Annotated in this window: 2 protein-coding genes; both read right to left on the bottom strand. The window is 76.4% G+C overall.

Going from position 1 to position 23,823, the window contains the following annotated elements; translation table 11 throughout:
- Window positions 1-11: 11 nt before the first annotated feature.
- Window positions 12-13,763, bottom strand: a complete 13,752-nt coding sequence (locus tag ABZ659_RS15405; RefSeq protein ID WP_360218876.1) for an SDR family NAD(P)-dependent oxidoreductase — start codon at window positions 13,761-13,763, stop codon at window positions 12-14.
- Entirely contained in the window at window positions 13,760-23,821 is a 10,062-nt protein-coding gene (locus tag ABZ659_RS15400) for an SDR family NAD(P)-dependent oxidoreductase (RefSeq protein WP_360218873.1), read from the bottom strand. Before ABZ659_RS15400 ends, ABZ659_RS15405 begins: the two co-directional genes overlap by 4 nt.
- Window positions 23,822-23,823 lie beyond the last annotated feature (2 nt).

Raw genomic sequence — 23,823 nt, 5'->3', positions numbered from 1 at the left:
TGTCGGTGTCCTCACCTGTCGCCGTCGGGGCCCGCCGGGTTGAGCGAGGCGGGGAACAGGCTGGCCGGGAAGGTGCGTGGATCGAGCACGGGGGCCAGCATCCCCGCGATGCGGGCCAGGTTCTCGTCGTGCGCGATGGTGTGGTGGTCGGCGTGCATCTCGTGGATGGTGATCCGCGGGCCGACGAACTGGGCGAGCCCGTTCGACTTGTCCGCGCTGGTCCTGGGCACGGGCGGGAGGTCGTTGCTGTTGCCCGGCGCCAGGAAGCCCTGGGTGGCGTGGAACAGGGTGGTGGGGACCGCGCTGCGCAGCGGCTGCGGCCGGTACGCCTGGAGCAGGTCGCCGTTGTGCAGCATCAGCTCGTGCCGGACCAGGATCTGGTGCTTGATCATCTCCGGGTCGGGGCCGGCGGCGGAGCGGTCGTGGATATGGCGGGCGACCAGGTCGAGTTGGGCGTCCAGGTCCAGGTCGGCCAGCGCGGCGAGGCCGATCTGCTCGCCGACGCCCCACCGCTGGCACATGGCGTTGCCCAGCATCACCAGCGAGAACGCCTCCGCCTCCACCTCCGTGACGGTGCCCCAGTCGACGCTGTCCCAGGCTTCCGTGCCCGGCATGATCGGGTCGATGGCGATCAGGTGGCTCACCTCCTCGCCCGCCTGCTGGAGCTGCCGCGCCATCTCGTAGGCGAGCACCCCGCCGAAGGAGCAGCCGCCCAGCAGGTAGGGCTCCCCGGGGAAGCGGGCGCGCAGTTCGTCGGTGTAGTGCGCGGCCATCTCCTCCACCGACTCGTACCGGCGGGGCGCCCGGTCCGGGGTGGCCGCGCCGATCTGCTCCAGGCCGATGACGGGCTTGTGCAGACCGAGGTGGCGGGAGAGGTAGATCGCGTAGCTCACCTCGCCGTACAGGTTGTGCGCCCAGACGGAGCGGCGGCTGTCGCCGTGCCGGTTGATGGCGACGACGGGCGACGCCTCCCCCGGCACCTCCGCCGCCCGCGGGGCGACGGCGGGCGGAGCGCCGTACACCCGGTCCGCGTTGGCCCGCGAGAGCAGCAGCCACGGCTCGGCGTCCACCTCGACCACCTCGGGCGGCGGGGCGATCCAGCGGTGGTACTCCCCCACCGGGCTCCCGGCTCCCGAGGCCCGTACGACGACGGTCCGTCCGGCGCGGCCCAGGGGGCGCGGCGGGTATCCGGCGGCGGCGACCGCGAGGGCGGTACGCCACTCGGTGGCCCGCTCCAGCCTGCCGCGCAGCGCCGCGCCGTCCATCGGCGCGACCGGGGCGAGCGCCGCGGTCACCTGGTCGAGGGCCTCGTCACGGCTGCGTCCGGCGAGGTCGTCGGTCCGCGCGGGCAACCGGGTCGCGCCCCAGACACCGGCCAGGTGCGCCGCCGTCTCCGCCAGCGACCGGGCCTCGCTCTCCGCGGTGGGTGCCTCGCCGGGGGCGGGGGTCTGCACGAGCAGCAGCTCGGTCACTTCCAGTCCGCGGTCCTGCACCAGCCGGGCCGTCTCCACGGCGACCAGACCGGCGAGCCCGTACCCGGCGATCCGGCAGCTCCCCTCCGGCCGGGCCTGGACGATCGCGTCGGCGCAGGCTCGCGCGAGCAGTCCCACGTCGGCGGACGGCGTCTCGCCGGAACGGAAGCCGGGCGCCTCGACGCCCGTCACCGGGCCGTCCTGCGCGAGCGCGCCGACCAGGTGCATCGCCCAGGTCAGCTCGCCCGTGTCCCCGAAGAGGCAGTAGACGGGGTCCCCCTCCCCGGCACCGGTGAACGGCACCAGCCGGGCGGGCGCGGGCGCCGACGGGCGGGGGCGCGGCGCCGGTGCCGGTGCGGACGGCTGCGGGCCGAGGGTGTCGGGGACCTCGTCGGGCAGGACGTAGCTCTTGTCGAGGTGCGTGACGAGACGGTCGACGCTGGGGTGCTCGAGGATCGCCGCCATGGGGATGTGGTCGCCGTAGCGCGCCTGGATCGTCTGCATGATCCGCATCGCGCCGATGGAGTCGACGCCGTAGCTCGCGAAGTCCCGGTGGGGGTCGACGTCCTCGGTACGGATGCCGATGCCGTCGGCCACGGCTTCGCGGACGTGGTGCCGGAGGGTGGCCAGGCGGTCGGGGTCGGTGGAGGGTTGGGGGGCGGGGGCGGGCGCGGGGGCGGGCTGGGGAGCGGGGGCGGCTACGGGTGGGGGTGTGGATGCGGGCTGGGGTGTGGGGGCGGGTGTGGGGGTACGGCCTCGCGGTGCCGTCTGCCGGGGGGTTTCCGGAACCGGGGCCGGGGCGGGGGCGGGTGCGGGGGCGGCGGTCGGGAGCCAGTGCCGTTCCGGGGCGAACGGGTACGTCGGGAGGGAGACGCGGGTGCGGGGGGCGGCGGTGTGGAGGGACCGCCAGGGCACGTCGGCGCCGCGCGCCCAGAGCCTGGCGAGCCTGCCGACGTCGCCGGTGGCTGCCCGGCGCAGGGCGTCCGACAGGTCGTCGGCGTCGGCCGGTTCCGCGGTGTCGGCGCTCGGTGCGCCCCGTACCAGCGTGGCCGTCCCACCGCCGTCGAGGTGGGTGCGCAGGACGTCCGCGAGGTCCGTGAGGGTGGCGGCGGCGACGGCCAGGCGCGCCTCCAGGTGGGGGCGGCCGACCTGGAGGGTGTAGGCGACGTCCGCCGGGGACACCGTCCGCAGGCGGCCGTCGCGTTCCCACGCCTCAAGGCGGTCGAGGAGCCGACGCACGGCGGCGCGCAGGCGGTCGTCGTCGCGGGCGCTGAGCACGTACAGCTGGTCGGTGCCGTCCGGGACGCCGGGTGCCGTGGGGCGGTTCGGGGCCTCCTCGACGACCAGGTGGGCGTTCATGCCGCCGAAGCCGAAGGAGCTGACGCCCGCGCGGCGGGGCAGCGGGGCGCCGGTGGCGCCGTCCGTGAAGGGGGTCCACGGGCGGGCGGAGGTGACGAGGTGGAACGGCGAGTCCGCGAGCCTGATCAGCGGGTTGACGCGCTCGACGTGCAGGGTGGGCGGCAGCATCCCGTGGCGCAGGGCGAGCAGGACCTTGAACAGGCCCGCCATCCCGGCCGCGGTCTCCAGGTGCCCGACGTTGGTCTTCACGCTGCCGAGTCCGCAGGACTGGCGGGGGACGGCGGCGCGTTCCGTGTCGCCGGGCGGGTCGAACGCGGTGCGCAGTCCGGTGATCTCGATGGGGTCGCCCAGCGCGGTGCCCGTGCCGTGCGCCTCCACGTAGCCGATCGTCTCGGGACCGACGCCCGCGCGCCGCTGCGCCAGCGAGATCACCTCGGCCTGCGCGGCGGGGTTCGGCGCGGTGAGCGAGGCGGCCCGGCCGCCGTGGTTGGTCGCGGAGCCCGCGATGACGCCGTGGACGTGGTCGCCGTCGGCGAGCGCCCGCTCCAGCGGCTTGAGCAGGACGGCGCCCACGCCCTCGCCGCGCACATAGCCGTCGGCGCGGTGGTCGAAGGACTTGCAGCGGCCGTCGGGCGCGAGCATCCCGGAGCGGCCGAACGCCTCGAACGCCGTCGGCGCGACGATGACGTTGACGCCCCCGGCGATGGCGAGTTCGCACTCGCCGGTCTGGATGGCGCGCACGGCGCGGTGCACGGCGACCAGGGAGCTGGAGCAGGCGGTGTCGACCGGTTCGCTGGGGCCGCGCAGGTCGAGCAGGAAGGAGACCCGGTTCGCCAGCACGCTGTGGTCGTTGCCCGTCATCAGCTGGCCGTCCACGTCGACGCCGCGTTCGCGGGCCAGTTCCCCGTACTCGGAGGAGGCCACACCGACGTAGACGCCGCAGGCGGTACCGGCCAGGGCGGCGGGGTCGTAGCCCGCCTCCTCGACGGCCGACCACACGGTCTGCAGGAACAGCCGGTGCTGCGGGTCCATCACGCGCGCCTCACGCGGCGTGATCTGGAAGAAACCGGCGTCGAACTGGTCGACGCCGTCCAGGAAACCGCCGTACATGGGCGGACGCCCGGCCGCCGCGCTGCCGAACCGGTCCGCGGGCGCCTCGGAGATCAGGTCGCGGCCCTGGAGCAGATGCGACCAGAACGCGTCCGGGTCGGGCGAGCCGGGGAACGCCCCGGCCATGCCGACGACGGCGACGGCACCGGTGGGGGCGGGGGGCGGCGGGGCGACGACGGGGGCGGGGACGGGAGCCGGGGCCGGGGGGTCGTGCCGTTCGACCGGGGCCGGGGCCTGGGCCGGGGCCTGGGGCCCCTTCTCCTCCGGCGGGGCCGTCACACCGTTCGTCGCCGTGACGAGGTACTCGACGAGGGCGGCCGTGTCCCGGCACCCGTAGAGCACCGGGGGCGGCACCTCCACGCCGGTGTCGGTGGAGAGACGGTCGGCGAGCTGCACCATCGTCACCGAGTCGAAGCCGAAGTCGCTGAGGTGGTCGGCCGGGTCGATGTCGGAGGGTGCCACGCCCAGCAGCGAGCAGATGGCGTCGGTGACGGTCGCCAGCATCGCGGTGAAGGCGGACGGTGTGGTGCCGCCCGCGGTGTCGACGGTCGGGTCAGGGCGGGTCACGGAGGGCTCCTCGGAAGGGCTGGTGCCGGAGGTGGCGGCTTCGGCGGAAGGGCTGGGACCGGGAGACGCGGCTTCGACAGGCGGCCTGGAACCGGGAGACGCCGCTTCGACAGGCGGCCTGGAACCGGGAGACGCCGCTTCGACAGGCGGCCTGGAACCGGGAGACGCCGCTTCGACGGACGGGCTGGGACCGGCGACGGCCGCTTCGGCGGGTGAGGTGCGGATCCAGTAGCGGCCGGAGGCGAAGGGGTAGTGCGGGAGGGAGACGATCCGGGCACCGGTCGCGTCCGGGTGGTCGACGTCCGTGCCGTTCACCCAGGCCCGGGCGGTGTCGAGTACGGCGGTGTCCTCGGCGGACAGCGCGGAGGGCGACGACGCCCCGGGCGCCTCCCGGCGGCTTCTCACCAGCCGCGCGTCGTCCCGCTGACCGGCGTACGCGTCGAGGACCTCGACGACATCGGTCAGGGTGTGGACGACCGCCCCGAGGCGTGCGGGGAGTGGCTCGCGGCCGACGCGCAGGGTGTGGGTCACGTCGCGCACGCTGAGACCGGCCCCCGGACCGCGCAGGAAGTCGGCGAGGCGGCGGGCGTGGGTGGCGAGGGCGTCCGGGCGGCGGGCCGACAGGGCCAGCAGGTACGGGCCCGGCGCGGACGGCACGTCCGCGGGGACGCGCGGCGCCTCCTCGACGATCACGTGGGCGTTCGCGCCGCCCGCGCCGAAGGAGCTGACGGCGGCCCGGCGCGCGGAACCGTCCGGCTGCCCGGGCCAGGGGACGGGCTCGCGCGGGACGAGGAACCCGTCGGCCGTGAGGACGCCGTCGGAGCCGAGGGTCGGGGCCAGGGTGCGGTGCCGCAGTTGCAGGATGACCTTGGTCAACTGGACCATGCCCGAGGCGGCTTCGAGGTGCCCGGTGTTGGGCTTGACGGAGCCGACGCGCAGCCGGTGGCCGTGCTCGCCCACCCCGTAGGCCCGGCGCAGGGCGGCGAGTTCGAGCGGGTCGCCGACCGGGGAGCCGGTCGCCTGCGCCTCCACGTACTGCACGGTGCGGGCGGCCACCCCGGACGCGGTGAGGGCCTGGGCGATCAGCTCGGTCTGCGCCGCCGCGCTGGGTACGGCGTACGCCTCGGTCGGACCGTCGGAGTTGACGGCCGTACCGCGGATACAGGCGTGCACCCGGTCGCCGTCCCGCAGCGCGTCGGAAAGCCGCTTGAGGACGACGGCGCCGACCCCCTCCCCGGTGACGATGCCGTCGGCCGCGGTGTCGAAGACCCGGGGTCGGCCGCCCGGCGAGAGCATCTTCGCGGCGGCCAGGTCGGTGTGGTGGCTCGGGTGCAGGATGACGTTCACGCCCCCGGCGACCGCGGTGGCGCACTCGCCCGCGCGCAGGCTGCGTACCGCGAGATGGAGGGCGGTGAGCGCGGACGAGCAGGCGGTGTCGACCGCGAGGCTCGGGCCGGTCAGGCCGAAGGTGTGGGAGACCCGGTTGGCGATGGACCAGCCGGAGGACAGCGCCTGTACGGCGTTTCCCCGCCCACGCTCCTCGGCGGCGAGCAGGGCGTACTGGTGGTGCATCACGCCGACGAAGACGCCGGTGCGCCGTCCCTGGCGGGTCAGCCTGACCGGTGGGAGCGCCGCGTCCTCCAGGGCCTCCCACACGGTCTCCAGGAAGAGGCGTTCGGCGGGGTCCATGCGTTCGGCCTCCCGTGGGGAGACGCGGAAGAGCAGGGGGTCGAAGCGGTCCACGTCGGCGAGGAAGCCGCCCCAGGCGGAGCCGTCGCCGGTGTCGCCGCCGCCGTCCCAACGGTCGGGTGGCACGGGCGTGATGAGGCTGCGGGCGGCGAGGAGGTGCGCCCAGAGCGTGTCGACGTCCGGAGCGCCCGGGTAGCGGCCCGCCACACCGACGATCGCGATCGGCTCGTCGGCGTCGGGTGGGGACGGGGCTGTGGCGACTGGCGGCGCGGGTCGCGCTGAAGCGGACGGTTCCGCCGGGGCCGGGACGGACGGTTCCCCGCTCTCGGCCGCGACCAGCGCCTGCGCGATGGCGCGGACCGACTCCCCGGAGACCACGAGGTCGTGCGGCACCCGTCCGATCTCCCGCTCCAGCCGCTCCACCGCTTCCAGCACCGTCAGCGAGTCGGTGCCGAAGGACACCAGCGGGACGGCGGGGTCCAACTCGTCCACGGGCATCCGCAGCAGTTCCGCGAAGAGGTTCCGCAGGCGGTCCTCCATGCCCGTGACGAGACCGTCGTCCGCCGGGGCGGCGGACGGTTCGGCCGCCACCTCGGGGGTCGCCGCGGTCGGGTCGGGCGCCACGGCCGAGTCCGGCGCCACCGCCGGTACGCTCCACGCCCCCCGCTCCGCGAGGAACAGGTGCTGCCCTGCCTGGTGGTCGGTCCAGCCCCGGACGCCGACGCGCCGCGTCCGGTCGTACCCCGACTCGGCGAGGAGCGCCTCCCAGGCGGCCGGGGCGAGCAGCGGCGCGTGCGGGAGCCGGAGGTCGGCGTCCCGGGCGAGCCACCAGCCGTCCGTGAGGCCGAAGACGGGGGTGACGGCGTCGAGGACGCGGGTGGCCTCGTTGACGGCGAGCAGGCCACCCCGGGCGGTCAGCTCGGCCACGGTGCGCAGGGTCCGCCGGATGTCCCCGGTGGCGTGCAGGACGTTGGTGGCCACGACGATGTCGTAGCGCTGTCCGTCGAAGCCCTGCGCCGCCAGGTCCCCGGCGATGTCCAGCACCCGGAAGTCGGTGCGGACGGGCCCGTCGGACAGCCGCTGCCGGGCGGCGGCGACCAGGGACGGCGAGATGTCGGTGACGTCGTACGAGACGGCCGTACCGTGCTCCGCGAGCGCGTCCAGCACCGCGCGCGTCGTCGCGCCGGTGCCCGCGCCGATCTCCAGGACGCGGAGCCGCCGCTCCGGGTCCGCGTCCAGGGCGTCGGCGACGGCGGCCCGGACCGCCGTGGCCGTCAGGTGGTTGAAGTAGCGGGTGCGGGGGTCGTCGGCGTACAGCGCGGCCATGCGCCGGTCGGAGCCGCCGGGGAAGAGGACGTCGAGTCCGCTGCGGCGGCGGGCGAGGACGTCGGGGAGGGCGGCCGCGCAGTCGTCGAGGAGGTCGAGGGTGGGGACCAGGTGGGGGAAGCGCTCCGCGAGCCCGTCCCGCAGCGCGGCCCGGTCGCCGTCCTCGCCCTTCTCCCGCATGGTGGTCAACGCGTCGTACAGCCGCGTCCGTTCCTCGTGCACCGGCAGCCGCTCGCCCGCGGGCCGCAGGGCGTCGCGGACGGCGACCCGCGCGTAGGCGTCGACGGCGTCCAGGTAGTCCGGCGCGTAGGGCTCACCGGCGGCGAGCTGCGCCGTGGCGACGGCCGCCGCGGGAGCGGCGAGGACGTCGGCGCCGCGCACGCCCAGGTCCCGGGTGACGGGGTGCAGCCGTGTCACCCGGCCCAGTTCGGCCGGGTCGGCGCGGAGCGGTGCGACCTGGGTGAGTCCGGCGGCGAGCACCTGCCGGAAGGCGCGCAGGCCCTCGTCGGCGGACAGGGGCTGGACGCCCCAGCGGGCGAGGCGTTCGCGGTGCTCGGGGGTGGCGACGGCGCCCTCGTCCCCCCAGAACCCCCAGTCGAAGACGGTGACCGGCCACCGCAGCCGGGTGGCGAGGTGGGCGCCGTACGCGCTGAGGAAGGTCGATCCGGCCGCGTAGTTGGACTGCCCCGGGTTCCCGGTGTGGGCGATGGCGGAGGAGAACAGGGCGAGGAAGTCGAGCGGTTCGGCGGCGAGGGCGTCGGCGAGCGCGACGGTGCCCCGGGTCCTGGGGGCGAACGCGGCGTCGAAGACGTCGTCGTCGAGGTGGCCGATGGTGCGGTCCGCGAGGACGAACGCGGTGTGCACCGCCCCGTCGACGCCGCCGTACCGCTCGTGCAGCAGCCGGACCGCCGCCCGGCTGGCGGCGGGGTCGGTGAGGTCGCCGCTGTGGTAGGCGACCTGCCCGCCGTGCGCGCGGAGCCGGTCGAGTTCGCCGTCCGGGAGTTCGGCCTCCGTCCTGCGGCCCATGACCACCAGTCGGGCGTCCCACTCGCGCAGCAGGTAGGCGCTGATGACCCGGCCGAGGCCGCCGAGCCCGCCGACGACGAGGTACCGGCCGCCGCGCCGCAGCGGGAGCCGGTCGTCGGCCGGGGCGGGCAGCCGGGCGGGGGCGAGGTGCTTGACGAGGCGGGTCCCGGCGCGCAGGGCGGTCTCCTGGAACGGCTGTCCCGCGGGCTCGGCGGTGACGGCGTTGACGAGGGACGTCCAGGTGCCGCGTGCCGCGCACTCCGCCAGGTCGGTGCGGCTCAGGTCCACACAGACGACGTCGAGGAAGGTCAGCTCGCGGGAGAGGGTGCGGGCCATGCCGTGCAGGGCACCGGCGTAGGGGTTGTCCACCGGGCTGTCGGGCAGCGGCTGCTGGCTGTCGCTGGTGAGGACGGTGAGCCGGACGCCCTGGGGGCGCAGGTCGGACAGCGCCTGCGCGAGGTGGAACAGGGCGCGGCAGCCGACGCGGGCGCTGTCGGCCAGGTGGTCGAGGTCCGTGGCGGAGTGGCGGCGGGTGTCGACGCCGCCCGTGAAGTAGATCGTCGTGGCGTCGGGGTGGGCGGCGAGCAGGGCGCGGTGGTCGGCGCGGTCGCGCAGGGCGCCGAGGTCGGCCCGGGCGGCGTCGCCGCCGTGCGCGCGGACCAGGGCGTCGGCGAGCCCGTGGTCGTGCCCGGCGGTGAGCACCAGCGCCGGTCCGCCGGTGGGGGCGGCGTCCCGGGGCAGGGGCTCCAGGTGCCAGGCGGGCACGAGGTAGGGGACGTCGGGTTCGCCGCGCGGGGGCCGTACGACGGTCAGTCCCGTGAACTCGACGAGGACGCGTCCGGTGGCGTCCGTCAGCCGTACGTCGCAGCGGACCGTGCCGCGCGCCTCGTCGGCGGAGACCAGCCGGGCGTGGGCGTAGCGGGGGGCGGTGGCCGGGTCGTGGACGCGGACGCGTGCCACGGCGGCGGGCCGCGTGGCCGGTTCGTCCCAGGCGGGGAGCGCGCCGTGGACGGCGTGCAGCGCGGCGTCGGTGGTGCCGGGGTCGGTGGTGCCGCCGTGCGGCTGTCCGGCGTCCGGGGCGGCGAGTTCGGCCAGGGCCTGCCCGTCGCCGCACCAGAGGCGTGCGACGCGGCGGTAGGTCGGGCCGTAGTCGAGGCCCGCCGCCCGTGCGCGGTCGTAGAAGTCGCCGTGGCCGGTCTCGCGGGTGCAGTCGCGGCGTACGGCGGTGAGGTCGACGGCCCGCGGCGCGGTGAACCGGGCGTCGGGGTCGGCGGTGACCGTGGCGTGCACGACGGGGCCGGTGGTGATCTCGACACGCACCCGCCGGTCCTCCGGCCGGGTGCGTACGGTGGGCCGTTCGCCGGTGTCCATGAGCACGGGGGCGCGCCAGCGGACGTCGGTCAGTTCGGTGATCGGTCGGGCGGCCGTGCGTTCGGCCGCCGTACGGGCCAGTTCGAGGAGGGCCACTCCGGCGAGCACGGGCCGTCCGTCCACGAGGTGGTCGGCGACCCAGGGGTGGTCGGGGGTGAGGGTGACCGGCACGTCCTCGGCCCCCGGTGCCGTCTCCGCGGTGTCGGGCCAGTGGACCGGCCCGGCGAACGGGTACGTCGGCAGCGACACGGGGCGGGCCGTGTGGCCGGACCGTGGGTCGGGCCGCGGCCAGTCGAAGTCCTCGCCCCCGGCCCAGCGGGCGGCGAGGTCGTGCAGGCGGCCCCCGGCGAGGAGGGCGGCGGCGTCCGTCGGCCGCTGTCGGGGGGCCTCGGGCGACAGGGTGCCGGAGGCGTGCGCGGCGCCGGTGCGGACGTACTCCGTGAGTGCCTCGCGCAGGCCCCGGTGGTCCGCGACGACGAACGCGGCGCGGTACTCGAAGCCCTCCCGCCCGGTGCGCAGGGTGTGCGCGATGTCCGCGAGCGGCGGCAGGGACTCCCGCGGGGCGTCGAGGAAGCGGGCCAGCCGGTCGGCGGCGGCGGTGAGGCGGTCGGGGGTGCGGGCGGACAGCGGGACCAGCTGGTCGGTGCCGTCGTCGGGGCGCGGGCGGTCGGGGGCCTGGTACTCCTCGATGACCGCGTGCGCGTTGGCGCCGCCCGCGCCGAAGGAGCTGAGCGCCGCGCGGCGGGGCAGGCCGGGGCGGCGCGGCTGCCACGGTGCGGCGGCGTGCTGGAGCCGGAACGGGCTGCCCGCGAAGTCGATCTTCGCGTTGGGCGGGTCGCTGTTCAGGGTCGGGGCGAGGGTGCGGTGCCGGAGCTGGAGCACGACCTTGGTGAGGCCCGCGATCCCGGCGGCGGCCTCGGCGTGCCCGATGTTGGGCTTCACCGAGCCGAGGGCGCAGAACTGGCGCTCGTCGGTGGACCTGCGGAACACCCGGGTGAGTCCCTCGATCTCGATGGGGTCACCGAGTTCGGTGCCGGTGCCGTGCGCCTCCACGTAGCCGATGGTCGACGGGTCGACGCCGCAGCGGTCGAGCGCGGTGCCGATCACGGAGGCGTGGGCGCGCGGTGAGGGCACCGTGTAGCCGTTGGTCCGGCCGCCGTGGCTGATGGCGGTGGCGCGGATGACGGCGTCGATCCGGTCGCCGTCGGCGAGCGCGGCGGCCAGCGGCTTGAGGATGACGGCGCCGACGCCCTCGCCGGGCACGAAACCGTTGCCGCCCTCGCCGAAGGCGCGGCAGACCCCGTCCGGGGAGAGCATCCGCTGCTCCGCGAGCATGGCGAACTTCGACGGGTGCAGGGTGAGGTAGGCGCCGCCCGCCACGGCCATCCGGCATTCCCCGCGCCGCAGGCTCTCGCAGGCCAGGTGGAGGGCGGTGAGGGAGGCGGAGCAGGCGGTGTCGACGGTGAGGCTCGGGCCGTGCACGTCGAGGTGGTAGGAGAGGCGGTTGGCGAGGGAGAACTCCATCGAGTACGCGGAGACCGGGTTGCCCTTGCCCCACTCCTCGGCGCCGACCAGGCCGTAGCCGAGTCCGGTGGCGCCGACGAAGACGCCGACGGCGTGGCCGTCGTCGTCGGTGCGGGTGGCGCGGTGCAGCCGGTCGCGGGTGTACCCGGCGTCCTCCAGGGCCGACCAGGCGACCTCCAGGAAGAGGCGTTCCGCGGGGTCCATGCGGCGGGCCTCGCGGGGGGCGACGGAGAAGAACAGCGAGTCGAAGCGGGCCACGTCGTCGAGGAAGCCGCCCCAGCGACCGTAGCTGGTGCCGCGGGCGCGCGTCCCGTCCCGGTCGAACCAGCGTTCCCTGTCCCAGCGGGAGGGCGGTATCTCGCCGATGGCGTCCTCGCCGCGCACCAGCATCCGCCACAGCTCGTCGACGTCGCGGGCGCCGGGGTAGCGGCCCGCGAGGCCGACGACCGCGATGGCGTCGTCCGGGACGGGCTCGCTGGGCGCCACCGGGCCGGGTGCCGGGGCGGGTGCCGGGACGGGCACCACGGCCCGCGCCTTCGCCGGGGCGTCGGTGACCGTGCCGTTGCGGCGGTCGCCGCCCCCGGCGAGCGCGCCGAGCGCCGGTCCGTGGTGGGCCGTCAGGTAGCCGGTGAGGTCGTCGATCGTGCGGTGCTCGAAGAGGAGGGTGGCGGGCATCGGGCCCAGCCTGTCCTCCAGGGCGACGGTGACCCGCTTGACCATCACGGAGTCGATGCCGAGGGCGGAGAACTCCAGGTCGGGGCGGAGGCGTTCGGGGCGCAGCCGGGTGAGCCCGCCGAACACGTCCAGGAGGAAGTCCCGCGCGGTGCCGGACACGTCGGCGTCCGCGGCCTGCGGGGTGTCGTCCCCGGGTGCGGTGTCGGCCGCGTCGAGACGGGACTGGACGAACCGTTCGATGCGCTCCCGGTGCCCGTGGACGACGACGACCTCCGGCGCCCGCGACCGCAGCGCGGCCCGCAGCACCCGCAGTCCGGTCTGCGGCGCCATCTCGACCATGCCCTGGAGCTGTTCTACCGCCTCGCGGTCGGTGTCGCTGAGGGTCATGCCGCCGCCCGCCCACAGCGGCCAGCCGACGGACACGGTCGTGCCGCGCCGCAGGCCCCGCTCGACGAGGGCGGCGCGGTCGGTGGCGAAGCCGCCCAGGGCGCGGCTGGCGGCGGCGTAGTCGGCCTGCCCCGGGTGTCCGGCGTATCCGGCGAGGGAGGAGAACAGCACGAAGTGGTCGAGGGGTTCGTCGCGGGTGGCCTCGTCCAGGGCGCGGGCGCCGAGCAGCTTGGGGGCGAGCACGCGCGCGTGGCCGCCGGGCGCCTTGTTGACGATGTACGCGTCCTCGTTGACCCCGGCCAGGTGCAGTACGCCGGTGACGGGGCCGTACGCCGCGTGTGCCTCGTCGACGGCGTGCCGGACGTCCCCGGGCCGGGTCACGTCGCCCCGCACGTACCGGACGCGGTCGCCGACGTCGCGCAGCAGGGCGTCCACCGCGGCGCCGGGCGCGGACCGGCCGAGGAGCACCACGGGGGAGGAGGGTGCCAACTGGCGGGCGAGGCTCAGGGCGACGCCCCCGCCGCCGCCGGACAGCAGGTGGACGCCGCCGGACAGCGGGGCGCCGTCGGACAGCGGGGCGCCGTCGGCGTCGGGCAGCGTGGCGGGCGTCAGGGTGCGCAGCCAGCGGCCCTGGGCGTCGTAGCGGACCTCGTGCAACGGGGCGGCGGGGGCGGTGAGTTCGCGCAGGGCGAGGGTGACCGGGGCGGGGTGGTCACCGGCCGCCACGGCGACCAGGCGCAGCCTGCCGTCCTCGCGGGCCGCGATCGAGCAGAAGCCGCCGAGCGCGTCCGCCGACTGGGCGCTGTCCTCCCCCACCGTGACGCAGGCCAGCGCGAGACGGTCGCCCACCCGGCCGCGGATCAGGGTGCGCAGGGCGGGATAGACCAGGTCGAGGCAGTGCTCGGGACCCGCGGCGGTGACCAGGACGACGCGCCGGGGGGTGGCGCCCCGGTCCGCGAGCCCGGCCCACAGCCGCTCCCAGGAGGCGTCGGCGGCGAGGTCGGTCTCGTCGGCCCGGACGACCGTGGCGTCCTCCGGGACGGTGGGGCCGGGGCGGCGCGCGGCGGACGCGTCGAGCACGACGAGCGGGCGGTCCGTGGCGGCGGGGCGGTCCGCGGTGGGCTCGGCACGCCGCCAGCCGGAGGTGTAGGCGACGACCTCGTGCGTCTCGTTCATCGCGGCAACCGCGGCGGCCACGGACAGCTGCCCGGACCTGACGCGTTCGAGTATGTCCCGCCGGTTCTTCCTGGAGATCACCGCGCACCTTCCATGAGGCGTTCCGCTTCGTCCACCGACAGACGGCCGTCGTTGAGGGCCTGGAGCAGGTCGGGCAGGCTCGTCCCCGGGCTGTCCGCCGACGGCGGGTCGAGGGGTTCCGCCCAGTGGCGCTGCGCTTCGAAGGGGTAGCCGGGCAGCGGGGTGCGCCGCCCCGGCCTGACCGGCAGGACGCCCGCGCCGGTGACCCACGCGCGGGCCGCGTCGTACGGGTCCGCGTCGCCGGCGGTCCGCTCCCCCGCCTGGGCGGGGGTGGTGGCGGTGCCGGTGACGGTCCGCGGGCCGGGTTCGCCGTCCAGGGACCGCCGTACCTCCGCGGTCAGCTGGTCCGTCGTCTCGACGACGAACGCCGCGCGGTGCGGCATCGGGTCGCGTCCCACGGTCAGCGTGTGGGCGAGGTCCGCGAGGGCGAACGGGCCGGGCCGGTCGCCGGGGTCCGCGGTGAGGGCGCCGTGCAGGTCCGCGAGCCGGGCCCGCAGCTGCTCCGGTGTCCGGGCGGACACCGGGACGACCAGCGGGCCCCGGTCGGGGGCGCGGACCTCGGCCCGTTGGTCGGGGTAGTCCTCCAGGAGGACGTGGGCGTTGGTCCCGCCGAGGCCGAAGGAGCTGACCCCGGCCCGGCGCGGGGTGCCGTCGGCCCCGCGCTGCCAGGGCGTGAGCCGGTCGACGACGCGGAACGGGCTGCCGTCCAGGTCGAGGAGCGGGTTGGGCTCGGTGAAGTGGAGCGTGGGCGGCAGCGCGCCGTGCCGCATCGCCAGCACCGTCTTGACGACGCCGGTCAGCCCGGCGGCGGCCTCCGTGTGGCCCACGTTGGACTTGACGGTGCCGAGCCAGCACCAGGGGTCGACGGGTTCCGTGTCCGGCCTGCCGTCGAGGGCGGCGAACGCCTTGCGCAGCCCGCGGACCTCGATGGGGTCGCCGACCTCGGTGCCGGTGCCGTGCGCCTCGATGTAGGTCACCGTGCGCGGGTCCACGCCCGCCTCCCGGTACACCGAGCCGATCAGCTCGGCCTGCGCGGTCGGGTTGGGCATCATCAGGGAGTTGACGTGCCCGCCGCCGCCGTGGGAGACGCCGCTGCCGCGGACCAGGGCGTAGACGGTGTCGCCGTCGGCGAGCGCCCGGGACAGCGGCTTCACCAGCACCGCGACACAGCCCTCGCCGCGGACCATGCCGTTGGCCCGCCGGTCGAAGGCGGCGCAGCGGCCGTCCGGCGACATGATGCCGAGCTGGCCGAGGGCCACGAACAGGTCGGCGGTGAGGAACAGGTGCACCCCGCCGACGATCGCCGCGTCGCACTCGCCGGAGCGCACCGCGCGCACCGCCCGGTGCAGTGCGGTGAGCGAGCTGGAGCACGCCGTGTCGACGGCCTCGCTCGGGCCGCGCAGGTCCAGTTGGTAGGAGATCCGGTTGGCGATGAGGCAGTGCCCGTTGCCGCTGACGACGTGGCCCTCGCGGTGGCGGCCCGCCCGGTGCAGCTGCCAGTCGTAGTCGTGGGAGGTGGCGCCGACGAAGACGCCGGTGCGGGTGGAGCGCAGCTCGCCGGGCCGGTGCCCGGCGTCCTCCACGGCCCGCCACGCCGTCTCGAGGAGCAGCCGCTGCTGGGGGTCCATCAGCTCGGCCTCCATCGGTGTCATGCCGAAGAAGTCCGCGTCGAAGCGGTCGACGCCGTCGATGAAGGAGCCCCAACGGCTGTTGACCGTGCCCGGGGTGCGGTGCGGGTCGCCGAAGACCTCACGCCAGTCGAAGCGGTCCCGGGGGATCTCGTCGACCAGGTGCGTCCCGTCGCGCAGGTGCCGCCACCAGGACGCCAGGTCGGACGAGCGGGCGTACCGTCCGGCCATGCCGACGATCGCCACCGGGTCGTCGTCCGGGGCGGGCCGGGGCGCGGGCGCCGGGGCGGGCCGGGGCACGGGCGCCGGGGCGGGCGAGGGCTGTGGTGCGCTGACCGGCTGCGGGCGGGGCTTCCGGGACGGCGTGGGCGCGTGTGCGGTGAGGTGGGCGGCGAGGGCGTCGATCGTCGGGTGCTCGTAGAGCAGCACCTTGGGCAGCTTGCCGAACTCCGGTTCCAGGCCGCGGACCAGCTGGATCGCGCTGAGCGAGTCCATGCCGTACCGGTCGAACGGGACGGCGGTGTCCACGTCCTCGGGCGCACGGCCGAAGAACCGCGCGAAGACCGGGAGGAGCCGGTCGCGGATCTCGGCCGCGTCGGCCGGTGGGGCGGACGGTGCCGCATCCGGTGCGGGGGTCGGCTCGCGCTCCGGCGCCGGGGCCGCGACGGTGGCCGGGACCGCGACGCTGGCCGAAGCGTCGACAGTGGCCGGAGCGTCGACGTTGGCCGGGGCCTCGACGGCCACCGGAGTCGGAAGGCTCGCCGCCGGGGCGGCCGTCGCCGGTACGCGGCTGTAGAGCACCGCGTTGTCGAACTCCGTCTCCGCCAGGTCCGGCGCCCCCAGCGCCCAGGTGGCCTCGAAGCCCTGCTCCGCCAGCGCCGTACGCCAGCGCGGTACGTCGAAGAACGGGGAGTGCGGCAGCCGGGTGCCGACGTCCACCGCCGACCAGTAGCCGGGCAGCGGGCCGATCATCGCGGTCATGCAGTCGTGGTTGCGCACCAGTTCCTCCAGCACCAGCACGCCGGACGGCGCGAGCAGGGAGCGCACGCGGCCGAGGCTCTCGCCCAGGTGGCGGGTGGCGTGCACCGAGTTGGCGGCTACGACGATGTCCGCGCCGTGCGGGGTGAAGCCCTGCTCGACCGGGTCCCGGTCGAGGTCGAGGACGGCCGTGGTGAACTCCGCGGCGGTGTCGGCGAACCGGGCGCGGGCGGCGGGCAGGAACGCCGGGGAGACGTCGGTGAACAGGTACCGCACCGCGTCGCCGTGCTCGGCGAGGGCTTCGAGGAGCCGCCGGGTGGTGCCGCCGGTGCCGCCGCCGATCTCCAGCAGCCGGACCGGCTCACCCGGCCGTTCCCGCCGCAGTTCCCGTACCCGGGTGGCGACCAGCCGGGCCACGATCTCGTTGTGGTGGTCGGCGACCGCGTTGCCGTCGTAGATGCGCAGCAGCAGGTCCGGGTGGTCCGGGGAGAAGAACACCTCCAGGGCGTCCGCCCGGCCGGTGAGCATGTCGGGGAGCCGGGGCAGGCACACCTTCACCAGGTCCACCCAGGGCGCCAGTTCGGGGTGCTCGGCGGCGAGCGCGGACGCCTCGGTGAGGAAGTCGCCCGCCCTGCTCGCCGCGTCGGCGGACCCGGCCGTCATCGCGGCCAGCGCGTCCGCGAGCCGCCCGTAGGCGTCCTCGTCGGCCAGCAGCGCCCGCAGCCGCCCGGCGGTGGGCGGTGTGCCCGCGTCGGCGAGCAGGTGGCGGCACCAGCGCCGGAGCATCTCGTTGAGCCGCTCCATGCCCGCGGCGGCCCGGCGCCCGTCGAAGCCGCTCGTGGTGATGTGCCGCTCGGCCTCGCGCACCTCCGGGGGCGTGTCCGGTGTCCCGGTCGCCGGGGCAGGGGCGGTGAACCAGTACCGCTCCCCGGCGAAGGGGTGTGTGGGCAGGGAGATCCGGGGCGTCGCCGGGTCCGGTACGGCGGTGGCGGGCAGCGCGTCGTCACCCGCCGCCCAGGCCCGCGCGGCGTCGAGCAGGTGGCGGCCGGGGGCGTGGGCGGTCACCTGGACGCGGTCCGTGGCGCGCGGGTCGGCGAGGTGGGCGTCCAGCGCGGCGAGGAGGCCGTCGGCGGAGTCCGCGACCACGGCGAGCCGGTGCGGCAGCGCCTCGCGGCCGTGGTGGAGCGTGGCCGCCGTCCGGTCGAGCGGGGTGTCGGGCGCGGCGGCCAGGAAGTCGCGGTGCCTGCGCACCAGGTGCCGTAGCGCCTCCTCGTCGCGGGCCGAGTACGGGAACAGCCGGGGCTCGTCGGGCACGGGCACGGCCGTGCGGGGGGCCGGGGCCTCCTCGATGACGGCGTGCGCGTAGGAGCCGCCGAAGCCGAAGGAGCTGACCCCGGCGAGGCGGGGCCGCCCCCGCGGCGCCTCCCAGGGGACGGGTTCGGTGTTGACGTACAGCGGGGTGCCGTCGAAGCGGCAGTCGGGGTTGGGCCGCTGGTAGTCGGGCATGGCGGGGATCACCCCGTGTCGCATCTGGAGCACCGTCTTGACGACCCCGACCAGACCGGCCGCGCCCTCGGCGTGTCCCAGGTGCGCCTTGGCGGATCCGATCGCGCAGAACGCCGTACGGTCCGTGTGGCGGCGGAAGGCCGACACGGCGCCCTCGACCTCGATGGGGTCGCCGAGCGCGGTGCCGGTGCCGTGCGCCTCCAGGTAGCCGATCCGGGCCGGGTCGACACCGGCGCGGGTCCAGGTGGCGTCGAGCAGGTCCGTCTGCCGGGTGGGGCTGGGCGCGGTGACCGAGCCCGCGCGCCCGCCGTGGTTGACGCCGACCGCGCGGACGACGGCGTGCACCGGGTCGCCGTCGGCGAAGGCCCGGTCGAGGGGCTTGACCAGGACGGCGACGACGGCCTCGGCGGGCACGTAGCCGTCGGCCCGGGCGTCGAAGGTGTGGCAGCGGCCGGACGCCGACAGGGCGCCCAGCGCCGAACTGCGCACGTAGTGCTGCGGGTCGAGGACGAGGTTGGTACCGGCCGCGAACGCCATCGCGCACTCGCCCCGGCGCACCGCCTCCACGGCGAGGTGCAGCGCGTGGAGGGAGGACGAGCAGGCGGTGTCGACGACGAGGGACGGGCCCGCGAGGTCGAAGTGGTAGGCGGCGCGGTTCGCGGCCATGGTGACGGAGGTGCCCGTCACGTCGTGCGCGCCGGGAGACCGTCCGGCGGCGGTCATGAGCTGGTCGTAGTCGTTGAAGCAGCGGCCCACGAAGGTGCCGGTGGACGAGCCGCGCAGGATGCCGGCGACACCCGCGTCCTCGGCGGTCTCGTGGAGCACCTCAAGCAGCAGCCGGGTCTGCGGGTCGAGCCCCTCGGCCTCGGCGCGGCCGAGGCCGAAGAAGGCCGCGTCGAAGCGGTCGACGCCGTCGAGGAAGCCGCCGTGCCCGCAGTCGGTGGCGTCCGGCACCGTGCCGGTCGGGTCGTGGTACTTCCGGTGGTCCCAGCGGTCGGCGGGCACCTCGGTGACCAGGTCGCGTCCGCCGAGGAGGTCGGACCAGAAGCCCGCGAGGTCGCCGGAGCCGGGGAGGCGGCCCGCCATGCCGATGATGGCGACGGGCTGGTCCCGCTCCCGCTCCCGCTCCCGCTCCCGCTCCTCGGTCTTCTCCGGGGCGGGGGCCGGTTCGGTCTCCTCGGGGCCGAGCGCGGCGCGTACGGCGTCGGGGTGCGCGTCGAGCAGGTGGCCGACCAGGCGCTCGGTGTCGGGGTACGTGAAGAGCGTGGTGGCGGGCAGGTCGACGCCGAGCCAGGCGCCCAGCCCGGTGGTGAGCGTGGACAGTTCGACCGAGGAGAGGCCGAGGGTCATGAAGCCCCGGTCCGGCGCCACGGCGGCCGGTGTCCGGCCGGTGCGGCGCAGGACCGAGGTGATGTGGTCGGTGAGGCGGGCGCGCACGTCGTCCCCCGTTTCGGTGGCGGGCGGTGCCGGAGGCGCGGTCGTGGTCTCCAGGGCTCCGGTCAGGCGTGCCCGGTCGCCGTGCAGGACCACGACCCGCTCCGCGTCCAGGCCGAGGGCGGTGTCGAGGGCGCCGAGGGCGGTGTCGGTGCCGAGCGGGACCGAGCCGGTGCGGGCGAGGACGCGGTCCTGGAGCGCCGGGTCGACGCGCATCCCGCCGTCGCGCCACAGCGGCCAGTCCACGGCGAGGGTGACGCCGTGCCGCTCCCCCGCCCGCCGCCGCTCCGCGCGCCAGGCCGCGAAGGCGTCCAGGGCGCGGTTGGCGGCGCTGTAGTCGGCGCCGCCCGCGCTGCCGGCCGCCGCGGCGAGCGAGGAGTAGAGCAGCAGGTAGTCGAGCCGGTCGTCACGGGTGACCGCGTCGAGGTGCGCGGTGCCCCGGAGCTTGGGCGCGAGGACCCGTTCGGCGGAGGCACGGCTCTTGTTGACGACGAGGGCGTCGTCGAGCACGCCCGCCGCGTGCACGACCCCCGTGAGCGGTCCGAACCGCTCGCGCACCTCGCGCACGGCCGCCGTCAGGGCCGTGCGGTCGGTGACGTCGGCGGTGAGGTAGGTGGCGCGGGCGCCCAGCCCTTCGAGCTCCGCCACGGCCGCGGCGGTTCGCTCGTCGGCCGGGGAACGGCCCAGCAGGGCCACGGACACCCCGTCGGTGGCGGCGATCCGGCGTGCGGTGTGCAGGCCGAGCCCACCGGCGCCACCGGTGATCAGGTAGACCCCGCCGGGCCGGGCCAGCCGTACGCCGGTGGCGTCGGACGCCGCGTCGACCGGGGTGAACGCCTCGGCGAGACGGCCCGCGGTGGTGTGACGGACCTCGGTCCCGGAGTCGGGCGCGTACGTCTCGGCGAGCAGGGCCGCCGCGGTGGGCTCCGTGGCCGCGAACCACACCGTCCTGAGCAGGAGTTTCGGCTGTTCGAGCCGGACGCTGCGGGCGAGTCCGCCGACGGCGGCGTGCGCCGGGGCGGGGCCGTGGGAGGCGTACGCGTAGACCACCGGCAGGGGCTGGGTGAGCCCGACGGCCAGGGCACGGCAGAGCAGCAGCGTGGAGAGTACGCCGCCCCCGCCCGTGTCCCCGGTGACGTCCCCGGCGGACAGCGCCCAGAGGTGGAGCACGGCCCGGGGTGCCCGGCCCTCCGCGCGCAGGGTGTCGACGAGCCGCGTGTAGTGCTCGGCGTCGCCGGGCTCGATGACGAACTCGTCCGGCGCGGTCCGCTGGTAGGACATGCCGGGACGGACGCGGACGACGGCGGGACGCAGGGCGCGCAGGTCCCGGTGGCGGTCGTCGTCGGTGTCCAGGACCAGCAGGGGGCCGTCGTCGGGGGTGGGGGGAGCGGCCGGTGGCGGCAGGGGGCGGGTGCCGGGGACGTACAGCAGGGTGGCGGTGCCGTCGGTGGGCGACGGCTCGACCCGCGCGGGCGAAGGGGACGTGTCGCCGAGCCAGTACCGCCGCCGTTCGAAGGGGTAGGTCGGCAGCGGGACGCGCTGGACGGCACCCGGTACGGGCGTCCAGCCGGGCGCGCCGCCCGCGGCCCACGCCCGTGCCGCCTCGGCCTCCGGCCCGCCCGCGCCGTCGGCGCCCAGGGAGTCGGCGCCCAGGTAGGCCGGGCACGCCGCCCGGCCCCCCGCCGCCAGGGCGTCCAGCGCCGCCGCGAGTTCGTCGGTGCCGGCGGCGACCACCGCGAGCCGGTGTGCCATGGCGCGGCGTCCGGTGCGCAGCGTGTGGGCGACGTCGGCCAGGCTCGCCCCGGGCCGGGCCCGCAGGTGTCCGGCGAGCCGTCGGGCCAGCTCGCGGAGCCGGTCGGCGGACCGGGCGGACAGCGGTACCGCCAGCGGCCCACGGTCGGCACCGTCGCGCACCGCGCCGGTGAACTCCTCGATGACGACGTGGGCGTTGGCGCCCCCGGCGCCGAAGGCGCTCACGGCGGCCCGGCGCGGCAGCGGGCGTCCGTCGTCGGGGTCGACGGGGCTGGGCCAGGGCTCGGGCGCGGTCGGCAGCCGGAAGGGGGTGCCCTCCCAGCGGATCCCGGGTGCGGGTGCCCCGATGTCGCCCACGGCGGGCAGGGTGCGGTGTCGCAGGGCCATCAGCACCTTGGTGAGTCCGGCCATCCCGGCCGCCGCCTCCAGGTGGCCGATGACGGGCTTGGCCGAGCCGATCACGCAGTGCCCGGGGGCGCCGCCGTCCCGCCCGTAGACGGCGGCGAGCGCCTCCGCCTCGATCTGGTCGCCCAGCGGGGTGCCGGAGGCGTGCGCCTCGACGTAGCCGACGGTGCGCGGGGAGACCCCGGCGGCGTCGAGCGCGGCGGAGACGACCCGGGTCTGCGCCTCGGGGCTGGGCACGGAGTAGCCGCCGGTGCGTCCGCTGTGCTGGACGCTGGAGCCGCGCAGCAGGCCGTAGACGTGGTCGCCGGAGGCCAGCGCGTCGTCGAGGGGCCGCAGCAGCAGGGCGCCGACGCCCTCGCCGGGGACGTAGCCGTCGGCGTCGCGGCCGAAGGGGCGGCAGTGTCCGGTCGGGGAGAGCAGGCCCAGTTCGGCCAGGCGCAGGTACTTGTAGGGGTGCAGGGAGAGGTTGACGCCGCCGACGAGGGCGGCGCGGCACTCGCCGCGGCGGAGCGCGTCGGCGGCCAGGTGGAGGGCCACCAGGCTGGCGGAGCAGGCCGTGTCGACGGTGATGCTGGGGCCGGTGAAGTCGAAGAAGTAGGAGATCCGGTTGGACAGGGCGGAGGCCCAGGAGCCCGCGATGTCGCCGGTGCCGTCGCGCAGCCGGTCCAGGCCGTGCAGCTGGTAGTCGTTCCACATGGCGCCCGCGAAGACGCCCACGCCCCGGCCGGTCTGCTCGGCGAGCCCTTCGGGGGTGTGCCCGGCGTCCTCCAGGGCCTCCCAGGCGGCCTGGAGCATCAGCCGTTCGTGCGGGTCCATCAACTCCGCCTGGCGTGCGTTCAGTTGGAAGAAGGGCGCGTCGAAGTCGGCCACGCCGTCGCAGAAGGCGCCCCAGCGGGAGTAGGTGCGTCCGGGGGTGCCGCGCCGGGGGTCGAAGTAGGGGTCGTGGTCCCAGCGGTCCGGGGGGACGGGGCCGGTGCGTTCCCTGCCCTCGCCGAGTACGTCCCACAGCTCCTCGGGGGTGGCGGCGCCCGGGTAGCGGCCCGCGAGGCCGACGATGGCGAGGGGCCGGGTGGCGTCGGGGCGGCGGGGCGGGGCCGTGGGGCGCACCACCTCGCGTACGGGTTCCGCGACCGGTACCGCGTCCGCGTACTCGGCGCCCAGGTGGCCCGCGAGGCGCCGCACGGTGGGGTGTTCGAAGAGCAGGGTCGGGTACAGCTCCGTGCCCAGCAGCTCCTCCAGGTCCCCGGCGAGGCTCAGCAGGTCGACGGAGCTGAGGCCGCACTCGTAGAAGCCGAGGTCGCGGTCGACGCCGTCGGCGGCGACGCCGAGCCGCCGGGCGACGAGGGCGGCGACACGGTCCTCGAAGGACCCGGGCGCGGGGCTGCTCGCGGCCGGGCGGGGAGGCTCGGCGGCGGGCCGGGGCGGCTCGGTGGGCCGGGGACGCGCGCGGTCCGTGATGAGCGCCGCCGACCGGACGCGCTTGGCGCGGAAGCCGGTCAGCTCCGCGAGCACCTCGCCGTCCGGCGCGCACACCGCGATGTCGGCCTGGAACAGTTCGCTGTCGAAGCCGCCGGTGACCGGCCCCGGCACGTGGACGAGGTTCTCGGCGCCGATGCCCGCACGGGCCCGGAACGACTCCACGAACAGCGGGATGTAGGCGTGCCGGGGCGCGCCGAGGTCCTGCTCCGGGAAGAGCAGCATCGGGATCAGGGTGGCGAAGTCCAGGACGGCCGGGTGGGCGTGGAAGTGGCCGAGCTGGTCCGTCGCCTCGTCGGCCAGCCGCATCCGCGCCAGCGCGTGCCCGGGGCCGACGCGGACGGTGCCGGAGGCCCGCATGAACCCGGTGTGGTGGATGTCGAGGGCGCGGACGAAGCCGTACAGGTCGTCGACGCCGACCGTGCGGGACGCCTCGGCGTCCAGCCGGCCCGGGTCGACGCGCGGCCACGGCCGGTCACCGGTCGTCTGGTGGAGTTCGGCGGTGCAGTTGGTCTCCCAGGGGGCGTCCGGCGTGCGGTCGGGGCGGCTGCGCACGGTGACGGGCACGGGCGCGCCCGGTTCCGCGTCGCCGAAGGCGACCTCGACGGTGTGCCGTCCGTCCGTCGCCGTCCCGGCGACGGGGGCGTGGAAGACGATGCGGCGCAGTTCGACGTGGGCGGGGTCGGCCCCGGCGCGCTGGGCGGTCCGCAGGACGAGGTCGAGGAGGAAGACCCCGGGCAGGACCGGCACCTGGTGGACGAGGTGGTCGCGGACGGCCGGGTCGTCGGCGCTGACGCCGGTCCTGGCGCGACGGCCCGCGAGCGGGCGCGGCGGCTGCTGGGGGGACCGCGGGGGCTGGACGGATCGGTTCTCCGGCATGG

Origin of the sequence: Streptomyces sp. NPDC006997 (genome assembly GCF_040635175.1) — a bacterium.
Classification (GTDB): domain Bacteria; phylum Actinomycetota; class Actinomycetes; order Streptomycetales; family Streptomycetaceae; genus Streptomyces.
The sequence above is the reverse complement of the archived record's forward strand: the minus strand, read 5'-3'. Positions and strand labels throughout refer to the sequence as shown.

What these genes read in the sequence shown, in the direction of transcription:
- ABZ659_RS15400 (WP_360218873.1), bottom strand. Translation starts at nt 23,821, where the DNA reads ATGCCGGAGAACCGATCCGTCCAGCCCCCGCGGTCCCCCCAGCAGCCG.